We start from the raw sequence: 17901 nt of genomic DNA, 5'->3' as shown, positions 1-17901 counted from the left end.
TAAGTGCGGTCGGGCCACCGACGCCAGTGGCCCCAGAATCAGGGGATTCCCTGAAGCATACGGCAAGCCCTCGGGCTGCGACGCATGAACCCGAACCTCGACGATGTACGCGTGTTGCTGCTGCCCGGCTGGCTCGATTCCGGCCCCGGCCACTGGCAGACGCTGTGGGAGCAACAGCACGGCGACACCCGCGTGCAGCAAGCCGACTGGCAATGGCCGCGCCGCGGCGACTGGATGGCGCGGCTCGAAGAAGTGATGCTGGAAGACGAGCGGCCCACGCTGCTGGCCGCGCACAGCCTGGGCTGCCACCTGGTGGCAGCGTGGGCGGCGCATTCATGTCACACGGCCCGTGTGTGCGGGGCCCTGCTGGTGGCCCCGCCCGACCTCGACCAACCCGACACGCCGCCGCAGTTGTTCAATTGGCGACCAATGGTGCGGCAGCGCCTGCCGTTTCCGGCGCGGCTGATCTACAGCGTAGACGATCCGTTCAGTTCGGCCACCGCTGCGGTGGCGATTGCCGCAGAGTGGGGTGCGATCGCCAGGTCGATCGGCCACCGGGGGCACATCAACGGCGAATCCGGCCTGGGCCATTGGGCAGCAGGCCGCGCCGTGTTGATGCCGTCCTCGCCCAAGGTCGAATCGTCGCTGTAACGATCAGGATGAGGCGGCGGACGCAGGCGGCGCTGCCACGTCGGAAGCTGTGGGCTCAGCTGGCGCGGGCGCCTGCTCGCTTCGCAGGTCGACATCGTCTTCTTCGTCCATCGCGGGGATCGGCGTGCCAGGTGCCCCTTGTCTCAGCCATTGGCGGATGTCGGCTCCTGTCTTGGCTGCCACCTTGCCCATCACGTGGCAGGTGCCCATGAACAAGCCGGAGAACGACGCGACGCTGACGCGGCGGAAGTCGCGTGCCGAAACAACACCTTCGGATCCGACGACTTCGGCGCGGATCACCATCCACTTGGGACCGCTGTAGTTGCCCCCGCCCAGGCCAAACATGTTGACGACACTCAGCTTGAGGCCGCGCTCTTCACCGGTCAGCTTGGGCAGCCCGTCACCCGACTTCATGTTGCGATAGTTGCGCTGCAGTTGTTCCCCGACGCGCTCGCTCACCAAGCTGGCGACGCTGCATTCCTTCGCCAAATTTGACATCGCCACCGTCGGCGTCAACTCCACCGTCTTCGAAAACGCTGCGAGTTCGACCGGGGCCCGTGCGGCGTGCGCCGCCGCGGCCAGTGTGCCCAGCAACAGGGCGGATATCCATCGAGAGCGGCTCGATGCTCTTGGCAGTTTCATGGTTCAGGTTCCCTCCAATTGGAATTGGGACGCGCTCCGCGTCAGTGAACGGATGGTTTAGGCCCGCCGTCTTTCAGTCGTCCATGACGACCGCGAATCGAGGGCTTGTGGTCTGGATGCGTTGCTCTGCAGCAGGAAGGGTTGGCCAGTCGATCCGGCAGTTGGCCGGACAAACGACGGTGGCGAGTGTGTTGTCGAGGCCGAAGGTGATGCCAACGACTTCGTCGTGAGCCTCTGCTGGCCGCGAGCACATGTGGGCAAGCTGCGCCGGTGCCAGAGCGCCACCGCGGCTCTTGATCCACGCCTCCTTTGCCGTCCACAGCGCATAGAACTCGGTGATCTGCTGCGACGGTGCCACCTCTCGCCATGCACTGAACTCACAAGGGTGGAGGGCCAGTTCGGCCAATTCATGCAGTCGCCGACGCGGGCGCGGTACCTCGATATCGAGGCCCAAAGGCCCATTCGCGGTGACCGCACACGCCACACGATCACCGCTGTGCGACAGGGCCACCGCCGGCAACGGTACGCAAGGACCATGGGTCACCTGTGGGGGGCCATCCTCGGCGCTCGACAAGTGCCAGTCGCGGGCTTGCCCATCAAACTTGGCGGACAAGAGTTGCCTGGCCCACCAACGGCCTGCCATGAATTGCCGGCGGCGGTTGGGTGCCGTGATGCTTGCGAGCCGATCCAACTCCGCGCTCGACAACCATGCTTCGCAGGTCGACAGCGCAGGGTCGGCCATCAGACGGCTCACGCTGGTGATGGCCACCGAGACACGGGGACCTGGCTGCATCAGGCTTGGACCTACTCTTCCACCTTGACGTACGTGGCCTTGAATGACACGCCGGCCATCAAAGCGCCCGCATGACACTCGTAGTCGGTCGCGCTCTTCAAGTCTCTCAGGTTGTAGGAACTGGTGATGCCAACGACCGCGTTGGCGCCCAGAAACTTCGCCTTGGCTTGGAAAGCCATGAGCGCCGACAAGGCGGCCCACCGGCAAGCAGCTTCGTCGTCTTTGCCGACGCCGTTGGCCTTCTTGCTCGAAGTGTCCTTGCCGAACTTGGTCAACACCTTGGGAGTGACCTGATCACCGAAGAAAAGCTTGATTGTGGGATCAAGCTTTTGCTGTGCTTCGGGCATGGCCAAGACATCGGCGAACTTCAACGAGGTGTATTCGGTGTCCCGAGCCACGGCAGGTGTCACGGTCGCGGTCATGACCGCCGCCAGCCATCCGATCGGGGCGAGGGTGTTCATGACGGTCACTTCGCGCTCGCGAACACTCAGGTTCTTCACGGAGCCAGTTTGACGAACGTGCCCTTCAGCGCGACGCCAATCACGAATGCGCCGGCATGGCATTCGTACTCGGTCTGGCTGCTGAACGGCTCCTTCTTGTAGTTGCTGACGATATTGATCACGGCATTGGCGCCCAGGTGCCTGGCACGCTCTTGCAGTGCGACCAGGGCTGAATAGGCCGCCCACTTGCAGCCGAACGCGTCTTCCTTGCCGAAGCCGTTGGTCTTCTTGTTGGAGGTGTCTTCGCCGATCTTCGACAGGACCTTGGGTGTCGGCTGGTCGCCGAAATACAGCTTGATCGAGTCGTCCAGCTTGGTCTTGATGTTGGGATCGCTCAAGGTCAGCACCTCGGCGAACGGCAGCTTGTATTCGGTGTCGCGCGCAGCAGCGGCACCGGCGGCGAGCGCGCAGGTCAGCAGAACCAGGGCGGGTTTCATGTTCATCGGATTCTCCTTGGGACGTTGTAGTTGGTGGGGCATGGAAGGCGGGTTCAACCCGCCCAGCGCTTGAAAATCAGCGAGGTGTTGATCCCGCCGAACGCGAAGTTGTTGCTCATCACGATCTCGGTCTCGAGCTTGCGGCCGTCGCCGATGATGTAGTCCAGCGGGGCGCAGCGTTCGTCGACGCGTGTCAGGTTGACGGTCGGTGCGAACCAGCCTTCGCGCATCATCTCGACGGTCATCCACGCCTCCAGTGCGCCGCAGGCGCCCAGCGTGTGGCCCATGTAGCTTTTGAGCGAGCTGATCGGCACCCGCTCGCCGAAGACGGCACGCGTCGCCGCGGACTCGGCGATGTCGCCTTGGTCGGTGGCCGTGCCGTGGGCATTGATGTAGCCGATCGCTTCAGGCGGCAGGCCGGCATCTTCCAGCGCCAGGCGCATGGCCTGGGCCATCGTCTCGGGCTGCGGATGGGTCACGTGCTGGCCGTCGCTGTTGGTGCCGAAGCCGATGATCTCGGCATGGATGTGGGCGCCCCGCGCCAGGGCATGGTCCAGCTCTTCCAGCACCAGCGTGCCGGCGCCTTCGCCAAGGACGAGGCCGTCGCGCGAGGCATCGAAAGGCCGCGGCGTGGTGTCGGGTTGGTCGTTGCGCACGCTGGTGGCGAACAAGGTGTCGAACACGGCGGCTTCGGTGGCGTCCAGCTCTTCCGAGCCACCCGCCAGCATGGCCACCTGCTTGCCACCGCGAATGGCCTCGTAGGCGTAGCCGATGCCTTGCGAACCCGAGGTGCAGGCGCTGCTGGTGGTGACGATGCGGCCGGTGATGCCGAAGAACACGCCCATGTTGACCGGGGCCGTGTGCGCCATCATCTTGATGTAGGTGCTGGCGGTGATGCCCTCGGTGGTCTTTTCCATGATCATGCGGCCGAAGTCGCCGATCGACTTCGGTGTGCCAGCCGACGAGCCGTAAGAGATGCCCATGCGGCCACTGCTGACCACGGGGTGGTCGAGCAGGCCGGCATCGATCAGCGCCAGCTCGCTGGCCCGGGTGGCCAGCAGCGCGACGCGCCCCATGCTGCGCGTCGACTTGCGGTTGTAGTGGGGCGGCAGGTCGAAGGGGGCCGCGGGGGCGCCGAGCCGGGTGTTCAGGCCCTCGTAGTCGTCCCATTCGACGATGTGCTGGATTGCGTTGCGCTTGGAGCGCAGGCGGTCATGCACGGTGGCCCAGTCATGGCCGATCGGGCTGAGTGCGCCGAAGCCGGTGATGACGACGCGTTTCATCAGACCATACCTCCATTGACCGAGATCACCTGGCGCGTGATGTAGCCGGCGTCAGGCGACATCAGGAACGCGACCAGCGCGGCCACTTCGTCCGGCCGACCCATGCGGCGGGCCGGGATCATTTTCATGGCTTCGTCGACCACCTCCGGCGGCACCATCTCGGTCTCGATCAGCCCCGGTGCGACACAGTTGACGGTGATCTCGCGCTTGGCCAGCTCGATCGCCAAGGCCTTGGTGGCACCGATGATGCCGGCCTTGGCGGCGCTGTAGTTGGCCTGGCCGCGGTTGCCCACCAGGCCCGACACCGAGGCGAGCGTGATGATCCGCCCTGGGCGGCGGCGGCGCACCATCGGCATCACCACCGGCTGCAGCACGTTGTAGAAGGCATCCAGGTTGGTATGGATCACACTGTCCCATTCCTCGCCGGTCATGGCGGGGAAGGCATTGTCGCGCGCGATGCCGGCGTTGCAGACCACACCGTGGTAGGCACCGTGGGCTTCGATGTCGGCGTCGAGCGCGGCCGCGGCCGCCGAGCGATCGGCGACATCGAACATCAGCACCCGGGCGTGGCGATCCAGCGCGCGGATTTCGGCGGCTGCCGCTTCGGCCTCGGCGGCACCGCGTCGGCCATGCAGGACGATGTTGAAGCCGTCGCGCGCCAGGCGCAGCGCGATCGCGCGGCCGATGCCACGGGTGGAGCCCGTCACGAGGACGGTGTGACGGTCGTTGTTGTTGGTCATTGTTGTCCCTCCGAGGCGCATGGCGTCAGGTGCCTTGTTTGAGGCTCATGCGAACCGATTCCAGCAGGTCGTGCAAGGCGGAGAAGCAAAGGGCGCGGAAAACGTTCATCGGATCAGGCTTCGCGAGAATCGGACGTCGCAGAGGACGGCGGCATGGGGGGTTCGAACACCGACACCATCGCCTCGGCCAATAGGCGGTGGGCGGGGCCGTGAATGCGGCAGGCGAATTGTCCCAGCCCACTGTCGCCGATCAGCTCGCAGCGGGCGTGAATACGCAATGTTTGCCCGGTGGCAAACACCGGCACCTCGGCCTGGTAGCGCCGGCTGCCGAGCAAGAAGCCGATGGCCGGTTCGCCGCCGGCGGCGCGCGAGCGCGCGCCGGCCCAGGCTGCGACGGTCTGCGCCATGTACTCGATGCCAACCCAGGCTGGCACACCTTGGCCTTGCACGAACATGCTGGTGGGCGTGATGTCGACCTCGGCCAGTGCCTGTTCAGCGTCGATGGTGACCAGGCGGCTCAGCAGGCTCATCGCGCCACGGTGCGGCACGAAGTGCTCGACCGGCGGTCGGGGGGCAATGGAGGGTGCGGTGTCGTCCATGGAAAGGGTCAATCGCGGGCGAACAGAAGTGTCGCGTTGCTGCCGCCGAAAGCGAAGGAATTGCTCAACGCGAATCGTGGGGAGCGAGCGGCGCGTTCACCTGGCGCCACAACGCGCAGGGCGGGCAGGGCGGGGTCGCACTCGCCATCCCACCAATGCGGCGGCAGGGCGTGGGTCGGGTTGTCCACGAGCGTCAGCCAGGCGAAGGCGGCTTCGAGGGCGCCGGCCGCGGCCAGGGTGTGGCCGGTCAACGGTTTGGTCGAGCTGACGGGCACCTCCAGCCCGAAGAGCTCGGCGACCGCCTTGCTTTCCATCGCGTCGTTGTGCGGCGTCGCGGTGCCGTGCAGGTTGATGTAGTCGACCGCCGCTGCAGCGACCCCGGCACGCCGCAGCGTCAACCGCATCGCCTCGGCGGCGCCACGGCCGGTCGGATCCGGTGCTGACATGTGGTGGGCATCGGATGTTTCGCCCCAGCCGGCCAGGCGCAGCCGGCCAGGCTCGCGCGACAGCACGAACAGCGCCGCGCCCTCGCCGAGGTTGATGCCCTCGCGGTTCCTGGACAACGGATTGCAGGCCTTGGCCGAGACTGATTCGAGCGCCGAGAAACCGTTGACGGTCAAGCCGCACAACGCGTCGGCGCCGCCGCAGACGACGGCATCGACCAGGCCGGCGCGCAGCAGTCGCGCGCCGGAAGCGAGGGCCTTGGCACCCGATGAGCAGGCGGTCGAAATGGCGTAGGCCGGTCCGGCCAGGCCGAGCACGTGGGCGGCGAACTTTGCCGGGCTGACCATCTCTTGCTGGCCGTAGTGGTAACCATCGGGCCAGCCGCCATCGGCTTGATGGCGGCGCGCTGCGGCTTCACCTTCGAGCACCCCGGCGGTGCTGCTGCCCAGCACCATGCCAACGCGGCTCGGGCCAAAGCGTGCACAGGCCGAATCGACCGCCGCACGCAGCGCCGGCAGCGTCTGGGCGACCAGCGCGTTGGTGCGGCTGACCAGCCCGCGCGGCAGATCGGCCGCCAGCGGCGGTGGCTCGACCGCGGCGCGGCCGAGCGGCAATGCGCGGCCGGGCGTGTAGCCATCGCTGACCGGTAATGCCGGGGCGGTCGTGGCAAACAGCCGCGCGCGCACCGAGGCTTCGTCGGCGCCGAGCGAACAGCTCAGGCCCATCGCCTGCAAATAGATGGCGGCCGTCATGGCGTGGCCCCTTCGATCGGCATCGAGTCGATGCGCAGCGTGTAGCCCAGCGCCTGGTTCACGAGCTCGATGTGCAGCGAGCCGGCGTCGCGCACGGTCGTGACGACCGTGCCGTGTTGGCGCAGCACACGCAGCGGGCCTTCGTCGGCCAGCGTCGCATCGGCGGGCAGGGCTGCCTGCAGCGCAGCGAGCGGCCACAAGGCGAGCTGCATGTCGCTCAGGACGCGTTCGGCGGGGATCTCCTTGGGCCAGCCGGCGGCCTGCTCGGCCTTCAGTGAGCGTCCGTCCCATTCGAGGCGGGCCAGGGTCTGACCGGTGCCGAGCAGCGCCAGCCGAAGGGCTTGCGCATCAGCTTCGAGCAGCGCGTCCAGGGGCGGCTGGGTGCGGCCCTGGCTGGTGACCTGCAGCCGTTGCTGCCACGCCAGCGTGCGGCCGAGCGAGGCCGGCGGCAGCCGAAAGCTGACGGCCGCCGAAGGCACCGGCGCCGGCGGAGCACTGGCGCAGGCCGTCAGCATGGCACTGAGCAGCGCACTGGCGACGAGACGAACGGAGCAGCGGAACATCGCTCGTTCAGGCCTTCGCGAATCGCAGCAGCGAATGGCCGTAGCCGATGCCGTCGCGGCGCGTCAGCAAGCGCAAACCGGCCGCTTCGGCCAGGCGGATGTAGTCACCGCTTTCGTAGACCTTGCTGTTGCCGCTGGCCATCGCCGTGAAGTACGGCGAGGTGTTGATCAGGCAGAAGGTGGCGATGTCGTAGCGCTGGCTGTCCCACAGCGTGTCCAGGATCAGCACCTGGCCCTGCGGCGCCAGCGCCGCCACCGCCCGCTGCAGGATGCTGGCAATGACCGGCTCGCTGAAACACGACAGGAACTGGCTCATCCAGACCAGGTCCATGCCGTCAGGCAGTGTCACCGTCGGGTCGAGCAGGTCGCGCGCGTGCGGCGTGGCACGCTCGCGCAGGCCGGCCTCGATCAGCGTCGCCTCGGCCACGGCCAGCTGTTGCGGCAGGTCGACCAGGTGCAGCTCGATGTCCGGCGACGCCTGCAACGCCAGGCGGGCGAACTTGCCGGTGTTGGCGCCGATGTCCATCACCCGTTTCGGCGCGCTGGCCAGCACGTCGGGCATCACCGACGGGAACGACGTGTCCGAGTAGAGGTGGTCGAACTCGAACCAGCTCGTTTTCGCCGGCTCGGGCAACTCGGCCATGCCCTGGTACAGCGTCGGCCAGTCGCCCAGTGCCCGCAGGCCCAGCGGCGCCTCGGCGTCGAGTGAGGCGTCCAGGTCGGCCAGGCCCCGGTAGCAGACGTCGTGCACGAAATCGAGGTTGATCTGGGTCAGCCTGTCGGACAGCAGGCAATAGCCGGTCTTGTCCAGCACGTAGCGGCCGTCGTCGCGCTGGACCACGCCGGCGGACAGGCACGACTCCAGCGCCACCTTCAGTGCGTAGGCGCTCCAGCGGCCGGTGCCGGCCAACGCGTCGACCGAGATGCCTTCCTTGCCGGCCTCGGCCAGTGCCTGCAGCATGCCGCGCTTCCAGGCGTAGCGCACGCACTGGAAGACGACTGGACCGAAGGCAATGCGTTGCGCCGCGAAGCGTGCTTCGAAAGCGGTCTGGCCGGCCGGCGAAAAATTCAAGTGGGTCATACGGAGGAGGGCAAAGGGTTCGTTTCGGGGCGGCGCGCCATCGGCGCCAACAGCGTGACGACAACCAGGCCGATGCCCAGTGTCAGGCCGAAAGCGCGCAGTGCCGGTGTGCTCGACAGCGCCAGCAGGCCAAAGGACAGTGCGGTGCTCGCTGCGCCGAGCACCACGGCCAGCCAGGCGGCACCGTCGCCACGGTGCTCGAGCAGGAAGACACCATAGTCGACGCCTACGCCCAGCAGCAGCAGCAGCGCGAGGATGTTGAACAGCTGCAGCGGCAGGCCGAGGGCGCCCAGCGCTGCCAGCGCGACCAGCGAAGCCAGCGCCGCCGGCGCCCAGGCGCGCCAGGCCGCGCCGCGGTAGCGCCAGGCCAGCGCGGCGAACACCAGGACGTGGCCGGCCAGCAGCAGCCAAGACATCGTGTGCCGGTAGCGGCCCAGCAGGCCGGAGACGTCAGCGGCCTTGTCGACCCAGCGCACGCCGGGCAGACCATCGGCCGCGGCAGCCAACGCCGGCAGCTGGGTCGTGTCGTTCAGGCCGCGCAGCATCACCACGCTGGCCCATTCGGGCTGGCCGGGGGCGCCGATGTCGCCGAGCCACAGGTCACGCGCGCCGGCCGAGGCGGCGTGGGCCAGCCAGGTGTCCAGGCGCAGCGGCACATCGCCGAAGGCCGGCCGGGTGATCGATTCACCGAGCTGCGCATTGATGCCGGCCAACACCGCGCTGTCGACGCGTGCGCTCAGGGCGGCATCGTCTTGCTGTTGCCTGGCCGACGGCACCCAGTCCGACAGCGCACGCCAGCCGACCAAGGAACCCTTGGCCTGCAGGCCATGCAGCCGAGCCGTCAGGGCTTCTTCGCGCTGCAACAAGGTCTCGGCGTCTGCCGCGGTGACGAGGAAAAACTGGCTCGGGCTCGGGGCGCCGAGCAGGCGGCCGATCTCGCGTTGATCAGCCACCAATGCTGGCGGCGAGGACTGCAGCTGGCGCAGGCTGTCGTCGGTTTGCAGCCGCATCAGACCGGCACCGACCGGCAGTGCGGCCAGCCCGAGCACCAGCCAGTTCGCGCGACGGTTCGTCCAGCGCGGCCAGGTCGCGAGGCTGCCGGCCACGCGCTGCGCAAATGCAGTGGCCGGTACCGGCCCACTGCCCAGCCGCGGGAACCAGCACCACACCGTCAGGAAGGCTGCGGTCAGACCGACGCCCGAGAACAGGGCCATCTGCCGCAACCCCGGAAAGGGCGCCAACGCCAGCACCGCATAGCCCAGCACGCTGGTCGCCAGTGCCAGCGCCAACCCCGGCAGCAATTCGGCCATCAGGGCCGGTGCCGAGCTGTCCGGCTGCGCCTGGCGGCTGGCGAACCAATGGATGCCGAAATCCTCGGCCACGCCGACCAGGCTGGCGCCGAAGACCAGCGTGATCAGGTGCACCGAGCCGAAGACCAGTGCCGTCGCCGATAGCGCGGCGGCGACGCCAATCACCAGCGACAAGGCGACCAGCCCCAACGTGCGCAGGCGCCGGAACGCCGCCCAGACCAGCAGCAGCACCGCGGCCAGCGAGCCCCAGCCGATGGTGTTGACCTCCCGGCTGGCCCGCACCGCGGCTGCTTCGGCGTGCAGCGGCACACCGGCCTTGAGCAGGCGCAGCGTCGGCACGGCCCGCCGCGCGCTTGCTTCGGCGCTGCCCAAGGCGTCACCCAGGGCGGCGTTGCCATCGAGCGCAAAGGCCGGGCGGCCGGTGTCATAGGCCAGCACCACCCAGTCTAGGCCGTCGGCATGCAGCATCAGCTCGCCGGCTTGGGGGCGGGCCAGCGTTTCGCCGCTCCGTGCGGCCCACCAGGCCGGCCACAGGCCCAGCGGATCGGCCGCCCAGTCGGTCAGCCGCACGGCCAGGCCAGGCTGGTGCAGCGACGACAGCGCGCGGCCCACCATCGCTTCGGGCGGCGTGGTTGCCAGCTGCTGGCGCTGGGTGGCGGTCAACAGGCGATCACGCCAAGGCCGGTAGAAATCGACCACCTGCGTGGCGGCGCGCTCGTCGGCGGCCAGCGCCTGCCAGCCCAGCGCGGTGGGCAGCCCTTCGCGCCACGCCGCGGCGGCGCGGCGTGCGTCGGCGTCGGAGGCGGCACCGAGCATCACGACGACACGGCGGCCGGCCGCATCGGCCAGCTTCTGCGTCGCACGGGTCACCTCGGGCTGCCGCTCGTCCTGCGGCAACAGCGCCAGCACATCGGTGTCCAGGCGCGAGTCGTGCCAGAAGCGCCACTGGTGCGCGGCGATGGCCAGCACGACCAGCAGCCACAGCCAGGCCAGCCAGGGGCGGCCGGTTGACTGGCGCTCGGGCGTAGCGGCAGCGCGGTGCATCGCTTCAGTCAAAACGCTTTGCCTCTTCGGCGCTCAGCGCAGCGGCACTGGTCTGGCTGGAAAAGCGGATCAGGCTCGCGTCACCTGAAGCTTCTTGCCACTGCACGGTTTGGACCTGGCGATCACCTTGCAGCTCGACCTTTTGCAGCCACGCCGCCAGCGTGGCGTCACGCGGTGTCAGCGTCAGTTGCCAAAGCCCGCCATCCGGCGCCTGGCCTTCGATGCGAAAACGCTGGGCGAGTGTGGCCAGGTCGGCCGACAGCAGCGCAAACAGCAACTGGTTCACGGCGCGCAGGCCGGGCTCGCTGCGGGCGTCCATCGCGGTCGTGCTCGCACCATCCGCGCCGCGGCTGACCAGCCGTTCGCGCGTCAGCACCAGCGTCGACGCGAAGGGCTCGCGCGTGCGCCAGACCACACCGCGCTCACGCGCGAAGAGGTAGTCTCCCCTGGAGACCAGCGGGTGCTTGAAACCCTTCACGGCCTTGCGCTGCTCGAATTCGCCTCGTTGCACCGGCGCGTCGGACAGGCGCTTCTTCACGCGCTCGGCCAGCGCGTCGCCGTCGGCCGCGTGCAGAGCTGGCGCTGCCAGCGCCATCAACACCGAGGTGCAGAGCAAGCGGCGGCGGTTCACGGCGCGGGCACCCCCAGACGCTCCCACAGCACCGGCGGGCAGACGAAGCACATTTCGCCGGTCTTCAACTCCACCGCCACCTGCGTGGTCTGCGCGCTGGTCAGCTTGCGGCCGCTGGCGGCATCGGTGATCAGGTAGTCGATGCGCAGGCGGTTTTCCCATTCGATGATGCGGGTCGCGACCTTCAGCGGCTGGCCAAAGACCGCCGAGCGCACGTACTTCAGCTTCATCTCGACGATCGGCCAGGCGTAGCCCGAAGCCCGCATCTGCGGGTAGTCGTAGTCGTACTGCTTGAGCAGCGCGCTGCGCGCCAGCTCGAGGTACTTGACGTAGTGCCCGTGCCAGACGATCTCCATCACGTCGATGTCATAGAACGCCGGCACCACCTCGATGGTGTGGCTCAGGTCCGGGGTCACGCTCACCGTTCGTCTCCCGTGCCCGGCAGCTCGAACGAGCGAGCGCGCAAGGCATCGGCCAGTGCCCACAGCTCCCGGTCCAGCGCACGGTCCTCGGCGACCAGCGGGATGCGGTCTTCGAGCACCGCGAGGAAGTCGGCCAGCGGCGCCGGCAACGTGAGCGTCGGGTCGAGCCGGCGCCGCAGCGCCAGGCCTTGCCGGGCGGCGATGAGCATCGCGGCGCCGACCTGCTCGGAGAGTTCGAGCACGCGCAACGCGTCGCGCGCCGCGATCGTGCCCATGCTGACCTTGTCCTGGTTATGGCACTCGGTCGAGCGCGAGAACACCGAGGCCGGCATGGTCTGCTTCAGCGCTTCTGCGGTCCAGGCCGAGACGCTGATCTGCACTGCCTTCAGGCCGTGGTTGATCGCCGCGCGCTCACCGGTGGCGCCGGACAGGTTCGATGGCAGGCCGTGGTTGTAGCGGGTGTCGACGAGCAGTGCGAGTTGGCGGTCCAGCAGGTCTGCGACATTGGCGACGACGTTCTTCAGGCTGTCCATCGCAAAGGCGATGTGGCCGCCGTAGAAATGGCCGCCATGCAGCACACGCTCGCCGTCGGGGTCGATCAGCGGGTTGTCGTTGGCGCTGTTGAGTTCGTTCTCGATCAGCTGGCGCAGGAAGGGCAGCGCGTCTTCGAGCACGCCGATCACGTGTGGCGCGCAGCGCAGCGAGTAGCGGTCTTGCAGGCGCTGCTCGTTGCGGGCCGGGCGGTCGCTCGCCAGGTCGGTGCGCAGCCAGGCAGCCACACGCTGCTGGCCGACGTGCGGCTTGACCGAGAACAGCTTCTCGTCGAAGTGGTGGGCGTTGCCGGCGCTGGCGACCACGTTGCAGGCCGTCAAACGCGTGGCCAGGCGCGACAGGTACTCGGCGCGGCGCCACGCCAGGCACGCCAGTGCGGTCATCACGGCGGTGCCGTTCATGATCGCGAGACCTTCCTTCGGCCGCAGGCGCAGCGGCGTGATGCCGAGCGCTGCGAAGACCTCGACGGTCGGCCGTGGCTGGCCTTGCCACAGCACGTCGCGCTCGCCGCACAGCACGGCGGCCAGATACGACAGCGGCGTCAAATCGCCACTGGCGCCAACCGAGCCCTCGGCCGGGATCAGCGGCAGTACGTCGTGAACCAGCAGGCGCTCGATCTGCTCAAGCAGTTCGACACTGACGCCCGACACGCCCTGAGCCAGCGAGGCCAGGCGCACGGCCAGCACGGCGCGCGTTTCTTCCGGCGTCAGCCAGCGGCCGGCGCCGCAGCCGTGGTAGGTGTACAGGTGGTGCGGCAGCTCGGTGACCAGCGCCGGCGGGATGACGACGGTGCACGAATCGCCATAGCCGGTGGTCACGCCGTAGACCACGCCCTCTTCACGCAACAGGCGGTCGAGGAATTCAGCGCCGCGGGCGATGCGGGCGCGAAAACCTGCATCGCGCGACAACTCGGCGCGGGCGCGGCGCTCGGCCAGGGCGGCGATGTCGTGCAACGTCAGCGGCTGACCGTCGAAGCAAATGACCGGCAGGTCGGTGGACAAGGTGTTCATCGGGCAGGGGCGGCCACGGGTTGCGGGGTCACCGGTTGGTCCCAGAAGGGGAAGAAGTTGAACCATTCGAATGGCGCGTCGACGACGACCGACTCGAGCGCCTGGGCAAAGCCGCCGGCGTGCTCGGCCAGAGCCTGGGCGCGCCGCGCGCGCGGCAGCTCGACGCGCTCGGCCAGGCGTTTGAACCGCACCCGGTGGCCTGTGCCTTCACGCACGCAGGCCATGAAATACAGCGGGCACTGCAACAGCATCGCCAGCACATAGGGCCCGATCGGGAACGGCGCCGATCGGCCAAGGAACGGGACCATCGCCGTGCTGCCGGGGGTGGGCCGGACGGGCACGCGGTCGCCCGCCATCGCGACGAACTCGCCGCGCGCGACGCGCTCGGCCAACAGGGCAGCAGTGGCCGGCGTGATCTCGGTGACCTGGATCAACTCGACGCCGCTGTCCGGGCTCAGCTTGCGCAGCAGGCGGTTGAACTCCTCGGCATGGCGGGTGTGCACGAGGATGGTCAGCTTGAAATCGCCGCGCCGCTGGGCGCCGGCCTGGCAGAGCTCAAGGCAACCGACGTGGGCGGTGACGAGCATGCCGCCCCGACGTTGGTTCAGCATCTGCTGCACCGGCTCGTGGCCTTCGTACTGCAGTTGATGGAAGCGGTAGCGCCCGCTCATCGCGAGCAGCTTGTCGAGCAGGGTATCGGCGAACGACAGCAGGTGGCGCATAGGCGCAAACCGGCCAGGGGGCGGATCGCCGCGACGTGCGGCGACGGCGGCCAGGAACTCGTGTGACGCAGCCCGCGCCCGCGGCTGGGTCGCCCAGTACCAGGCGACGACCGGCACCACGGCCAGGCGGAAGGGCCAGCGCCCCAGCCAGTGGTGCAACTGGTACAGCAGCCACAGGCCGGCGGTGCAGGTCGATTCGCCGATCGTGGCCCAATGGGCTGCCGGGGCGTGGGCGGTGCGCGTGGTCATCGTGGCACCACTTTGCGCCACAGCAGCAGCGGCGCGCGCCACAGCATGCCGGCGAAGAGCTTGGCGTGCATGCGCGAGATCAGCAGGTTGTCCAGGCCCAGCTTGAAGTGCGAGATGCCGTCTTGCGGGTAGGTCACGCGCGTCGGCAGATTGACCATCGGCACACCGCGCCAGTACAGGCGCACGAGGATCTCGGTGTCGAAATCCATGCGCTTGCCGATCGCGACCTCGTCGATCAGCCGCACCGTGGGGTTCAGCGGATAGACGCGGAAGCCGCACATCGAATCCTTGATCGCGAACGACAGCGTGTTGATCCAGACCCAGATGTGGGTCGCGTAGCGGCCGACGAGCCGGCCCAGTGGCACGCTCTCGTCGTAGACCGGGGAGCCGATCACGACCGCATCCGGCTGGCCTTGCGCCGCCGCCAGGAAGCGGGGAATGTCGGTCACCGCGTGCTGGCCATCGGCGTCGATCTGCAGCGCGTGGCGATAGCCCGCGGCCTGGGCGGCCCGGAAGCCGGCCATCATCGCGCCGCCCTTGCCCTGGTTCTGCGGCAGCCGAACGAGGGTGACACGCTGCGGGCCGTGCCGCGTGGCCAATGCATCCAGCACCGCGGCGCAGCCAGACTCGCTGCCGTCGTCGACCAGCACGCAGTGCAGGCCGTGCGCGTGCACGCCGTCCACCATCGCGCCGATCGTCGCGGGGTGGTTGTAGACCGGGATCACGGCGGCGACGTCGCGCGAGAAGCCGCTCGTCGGCGCTTTCAGCTCACGCATTGCCCAGTGCCTTGTCGGAGTCGAAAACCACCTTGCCGCTGGCATGCACGCCGGCGGGCGAGGTGTAGCGAAAACCCAAGGTGCCGCGCTCGGCCGACCAGTCCAGCGCCAGCTCCAGCAGCGTGCCGGGCGGCACGACCTGCTGGAACTTCAGGGCATCGATGCGCGTGAAGTGCCCGGTCACCTGGAACGCTTCACGCCCCCAGCCGATGGCCCAGTCGAGCTGCGCCACGCCAGGCAGGATCGGGTTGCCGGGAAAGTGGCCGTCGAACACAGCCAGGGCCGGGTCGGGCGTCACGCGCAGCCGGGCCGCGGTGGTGTCGCGCTGCAGCCATTCGACCGGCGGCCGGCCGCTGTCGACGGGGGCGTCGAACAGGGCGCCCAACAGCGCTTCAGTGCTTTTGCCTTGCGAGTTGACCGGCAGCGCGTCGACGAAGCGCCAGCGCCGCGGCAACGCGACGCGCTCGACGTGGGCCAGCAGGCGGCCACGCAGGCGCTCGCCGAGTGCACGCCGACCTTGGGCCTGCAGCAGCGCCCGGCCGGCCGCTGTCGGCACGGCGACCACGGCGATGCGGCCGTCGGCGTCGGCCAGCAGCAGCGCGCGCGCTTCGGCCAGCAGACGGTCGTCGTCTTCGAGCAAGGCGCGTTCGATGGCGCTCAGCGACACGCGCTTTTCGCCCACCTTGACGATGCGGTCGGCCCGGCCCAGCAGCACGAAGCCGGCACCGTGCGGATCGTCGGGCAAGGGCCGCACGCGGTCGCTGGTCGTGTACCAGGCTGCATCGGGCAGGTGGCCCGAGCGCACCTCGAGCAGTTCGTCGCTGATGCGCCAGTCGACACCGGGCAGGGCGCGCCAATGGTCGCCGTCGTGGGCCCGCTGGCGCCAGGCGATGCCTCCGGTCTCGGAGCTGCCGAAGACTTCGATCGGCGAATGGCCCAGCCTTGCCAACGACTGCGCGGCGGCCTCCGGGGGCAGCGGGCCGCCGGACGAGAACACGGCGCGAAGAGCGCCGGCGCAAGCGGCCAGCGCCGGTTCGTCGGGGATGCGGCGCAGGTGCGCCGGGCTGGCGATCAGCAGGCCGGGGCTGCCGGACAACGCGGCGGGCAGCGCCTCCAGGTAGTCCAGCCGGCGGGCCAGGAAGGGCCGCCCGGCCGCGAGCGACCACAGCACCTGGAACAACAGGCCGTAGATGTGCTGGTGCGAGACGGTGGCCACGACGGTCGCCGGCCCGTCGGCGTCCGCGCGCAGGCCGAACGCGGCCTGCAACGTGTGCATCTCGGCATCGAGTTGGGCCAGGCTCTTGGCGATCGCCTCGGGCTCGCCGCTGGAGCCGGAGGTGTAGACGATCAGCCGGGTATGTTGCCGGTCCAGCGGCAACCGCGGGGGGCGGGTGGGCGTGGCCGCCGCGCAGGGCAGCGCGCCCGGCAATTGGCCCAGCGAGCCGTCCACCTCGGCAGCCAGCCGCGCGAGTGTGGCCGGCTGCATGTCGCCGGGCAGCAGCACAGTCTTGCCGGCGTGCCAGGCGCCAAACAGCATCGAGGCGAAGTCCGCGCTGTCGTCGCTGAACAGGGCCCAGCGCCGGCCCGGCTCGATCGCCAGGCGGGCTTGCCAGGCATCGACGTTCGCCAGGAAATCGGCCCGGCTCAGCACCAGGTCGCCGCGGCGCGCGAAGGCGCGGTCGGCCAGCCCTGGCCGCACGGCAACCTCGGGCAGGGGCAGCCAGGTGGGGGCGGAATCAGCCATGCGACGCACCTGTCAGGGCTGCCCCGTCGGCAGCCACCCGCGCCTTCAAGCGCCGACGCAGCAGCCACTCGCCAGCGAACATGGCGCCCATCAGCAGGTAGGCAATGAAGCCGTTGTACAGCGCCCAGCCTTCGGTCGACAGCCACAGCGCGGTGGCCCCGGCGGCCGCGCCGTTGAACACGAAGAACAGGCACCAGGCCTCGGTGACGCGGCGCGTGTAGACCACGCCTTCAAGGGGCAGTGCCGGTTCCGACAGGCGCGCCAGCCGCTCGATTACCGGCGGGCCGCGCCACAGGCTGACACCGAACACCAGCAGCAACACGGCGTTCACCAGCACCGGGTAGAGTTTGAGCGGCAGCCAGCCCTGGCCGGCCAAGCTGAACGCCGCCAGCACCGCGGCACCGGCCGCAGCGGCCCACCATAAGGCCTGGCGCGACACCGCCGCGCGCAACAGCGCCAACCCGACGAGAGCGAAGGCGAACCAGCGGGGTTCGATGCGACCCAGCCCGAACGCGACCGCGAACGGGTACGCGACGGTCAGCAGCAGGACCAGCCCGGTCGCCAAGGCGCCGGGGCGCAGCCGACCCGCTTCAGATCGGCGCCGGGTCATTGACCAGGCGAGCCAGCGCGTCCGCCACATCCTGCACTGTGCGCACCGACTTGAAAGCCTCGGGGTTCAGACGTTTACCGACCAGGGGCTTCAGGCGCACGATCAGGTCGACTGCGTCGATGCTGTCGATGTCCAGGTCTTCGTACAGGCGCGATTGCGGTTGAATGCGATCACGCTCGATCTCGAAGGTGTCGTGCAAAGTGTTGACGATCGTTTGCAGGATGTCGTCTTGGTTCATGGCGATCCCTAGGGCAATGGTCAGGCGAGGGTCGGGCGACAGGCGCTGGCTCTCAAGGAAACGATGGGGCCGCTGCCGAGTTCCTTGATCCCTCGGTGGCGGGCTCGG

Annotated in this window: 20 protein-coding genes; 1 reads left to right on the top strand and 19 read right to left on the bottom strand. The window is 68.8% G+C overall.

Annotated features, from left to right (window positions below; translation table 11 throughout):
* The first annotated feature begins 84 nt into the window (after positions 1-84).
* On the top strand, positions 85-651 hold the full coding sequence (locus tag VFY73_RS23200) for an RBBP9/YdeN family alpha/beta hydrolase (protein ID WP_329723261.1): 567 nt from the start codon (positions 85-87) through the stop codon (positions 649-651).
* Between the two features lie 3 nt (positions 652-654).
* Here VFY73_RS23200 and VFY73_RS23195 read toward each other — a convergent pair whose 3' ends face one another.
* The 19 genes from VFY73_RS23195 to VFY73_RS23105 form a co-directional block, all read right to left on the bottom strand.
* Complete coding sequence (locus VFY73_RS23195) at positions 655-1293, bottom strand: hypothetical protein (RefSeq protein WP_329723259.1); 639 nt, start codon at positions 1291-1293, stop codon at positions 655-657.
* A gap of 73 nt (positions 1294-1366) precedes the next feature.
* The gene (locus tag VFY73_RS23190) at positions 1367-2062 is read right to left on the bottom strand and encodes a 4'-phosphopantetheinyl transferase family protein (RefSeq protein ID WP_329723257.1); all 696 of its coding nucleotides are present in this window, start codon (positions 2060-2062) and stop codon (positions 1367-1369) included.
* Positions 2063-2097: 35 nt separating this feature from the next.
* Positions 2098-2547, bottom strand: a complete 450-nt coding sequence (locus tag VFY73_RS23185) for an excinuclease ATPase subunit (protein WP_329723255.1) — start codon at positions 2545-2547, stop codon at positions 2098-2100.
* Positions 2548-2582: 35 nt separating this feature from the next.
* Positions 2583-3029: an excinuclease ATPase subunit gene (locus tag VFY73_RS23180; RefSeq protein ID WP_329723253.1), complete on the bottom strand. Its 447-nt coding sequence runs from the start codon at positions 3027-3029 to the stop codon at positions 2583-2585.
* Between the two features lie 47 nt (positions 3030-3076).
* On the bottom strand, positions 3077-4306 hold the full coding sequence (locus VFY73_RS23175; protein ID WP_329723251.1) for a beta-ketoacyl-ACP synthase: 1230 nt from the start codon (positions 4304-4306) through the stop codon (positions 3077-3079).
* Positions 4306-5046 carry a 3-ketoacyl-ACP reductase FabG2 gene (locus VFY73_RS23170; protein WP_329723249.1) on the bottom strand — a complete coding sequence of 247 codons (741 nt, stop codon included), beginning with the start codon at positions 5044-5046 and terminating at the stop codon, positions 4306-4308. The genes VFY73_RS23175 and VFY73_RS23170 overlap by 1 nt, the downstream gene beginning before the upstream one ends.
* A 113-nt stretch (positions 5047-5159) precedes the next feature.
* Complete coding sequence (locus VFY73_RS23165; protein ID WP_329723247.1) at positions 5160-5645, bottom strand: hotdog family protein; 486 nt, start codon at positions 5643-5645, stop codon at positions 5160-5162.
* An 8-nt stretch (positions 5646-5653) separates the two neighbouring features.
* Positions 5654-6841 (bottom strand): beta-ketoacyl-ACP synthase, encoded by a 1188-nt coding sequence (locus VFY73_RS23160; RefSeq protein WP_329723245.1) that lies wholly within the window; start codon positions 6839-6841, stop codon positions 5654-5656.
* The gene (locus VFY73_RS23155) at positions 6838-7404 is read right to left on the bottom strand and encodes a DUF3261 domain-containing protein (protein WP_329723243.1); all 567 of its coding nucleotides are present in this window, start codon (positions 7402-7404) and stop codon (positions 6838-6840) included. Before VFY73_RS23155 ends, VFY73_RS23160 begins: the two co-directional genes overlap by 4 nt.
* A 7-nt stretch (positions 7405-7411) precedes the next feature.
* Positions 7412-8485 carry a class I SAM-dependent methyltransferase gene (locus VFY73_RS23150; protein ID WP_329723241.1) on the bottom strand — a complete coding sequence of 358 codons (1074 nt, stop codon included), beginning with the start codon at positions 8483-8485 and terminating at the stop codon, positions 7412-7414.
* Positions 8482-10839 (bottom strand): hypothetical protein, encoded by a 2358-nt coding sequence (locus VFY73_RS23145; protein WP_329723239.1) that lies wholly within the window; start codon positions 10837-10839, stop codon positions 8482-8484. Before VFY73_RS23145 ends, VFY73_RS23150 begins: the two co-directional genes overlap by 4 nt.
* A 4-nt stretch (positions 10840-10843) precedes the next feature.
* A complete protein-coding gene (locus VFY73_RS23140; protein WP_329723237.1) occupies positions 10844-11470 on the bottom strand; it encodes an outer membrane lipoprotein carrier protein LolA in 627 nt (208 codons plus the stop codon).
* Complete coding sequence (locus tag VFY73_RS23135; protein WP_329723366.1) at positions 11467-11886, bottom strand: thioesterase family protein; 420 nt, start codon at positions 11884-11886, stop codon at positions 11467-11469. Before VFY73_RS23135 ends, VFY73_RS23140 begins: the two co-directional genes overlap by 4 nt.
* Before the next feature lie 2 nt (positions 11887-11888).
* Positions 11889-13454, bottom strand: coding sequence for an aromatic amino acid ammonia-lyase (locus VFY73_RS23130; protein WP_329723235.1), 1566 nt, complete (start codon positions 13452-13454; stop codon positions 11889-11891).
* Complete coding sequence (locus VFY73_RS23125; RefSeq protein WP_329723233.1) at positions 13451-14425, bottom strand: acyltransferase; 975 nt, start codon at positions 14423-14425, stop codon at positions 13451-13453. Before VFY73_RS23125 ends, VFY73_RS23130 begins: the two co-directional genes overlap by 4 nt.
* Positions 14422-15201: a glycosyltransferase family 2 protein gene (locus tag VFY73_RS23120; protein WP_329723231.1), complete on the bottom strand. Its 780-nt coding sequence runs from the start codon at positions 15199-15201 to the stop codon at positions 14422-14424. Before VFY73_RS23120 ends, VFY73_RS23125 begins: the two co-directional genes overlap by 4 nt.
* The gene (locus tag VFY73_RS23115; protein ID WP_329723229.1) at positions 15194-16945 is read right to left on the bottom strand and encodes an AMP-binding protein; all 1752 of its coding nucleotides are present in this window, start codon (positions 16943-16945) and stop codon (positions 15194-15196) included. Before VFY73_RS23115 ends, VFY73_RS23120 begins: the two co-directional genes overlap by 8 nt.
* Entirely contained in the window at positions 16938-17555 is a 618-nt protein-coding gene (locus VFY73_RS23110; RefSeq protein ID WP_329723227.1) for a hypothetical protein, read from the bottom strand. Before VFY73_RS23110 ends, VFY73_RS23115 begins: the two co-directional genes overlap by 8 nt.
* Positions 17536-17793, bottom strand: a complete 258-nt coding sequence (locus VFY73_RS23105) for an acyl carrier protein (RefSeq protein WP_329723225.1) — start codon at positions 17791-17793, stop codon at positions 17536-17538. Before VFY73_RS23105 ends, VFY73_RS23110 begins: the two co-directional genes overlap by 20 nt.
* Between the last annotated feature and the right edge of the window lie 108 nt (positions 17794-17901).

The organism is Ideonella sp. (genome assembly GCF_036277275.1).
Lineage (GTDB): Bacteria > Pseudomonadota > Gammaproteobacteria > Burkholderiales > Burkholderiaceae_C > Ideonella.
This window is presented reverse-complemented; position numbering and strand designations above follow the sequence as displayed.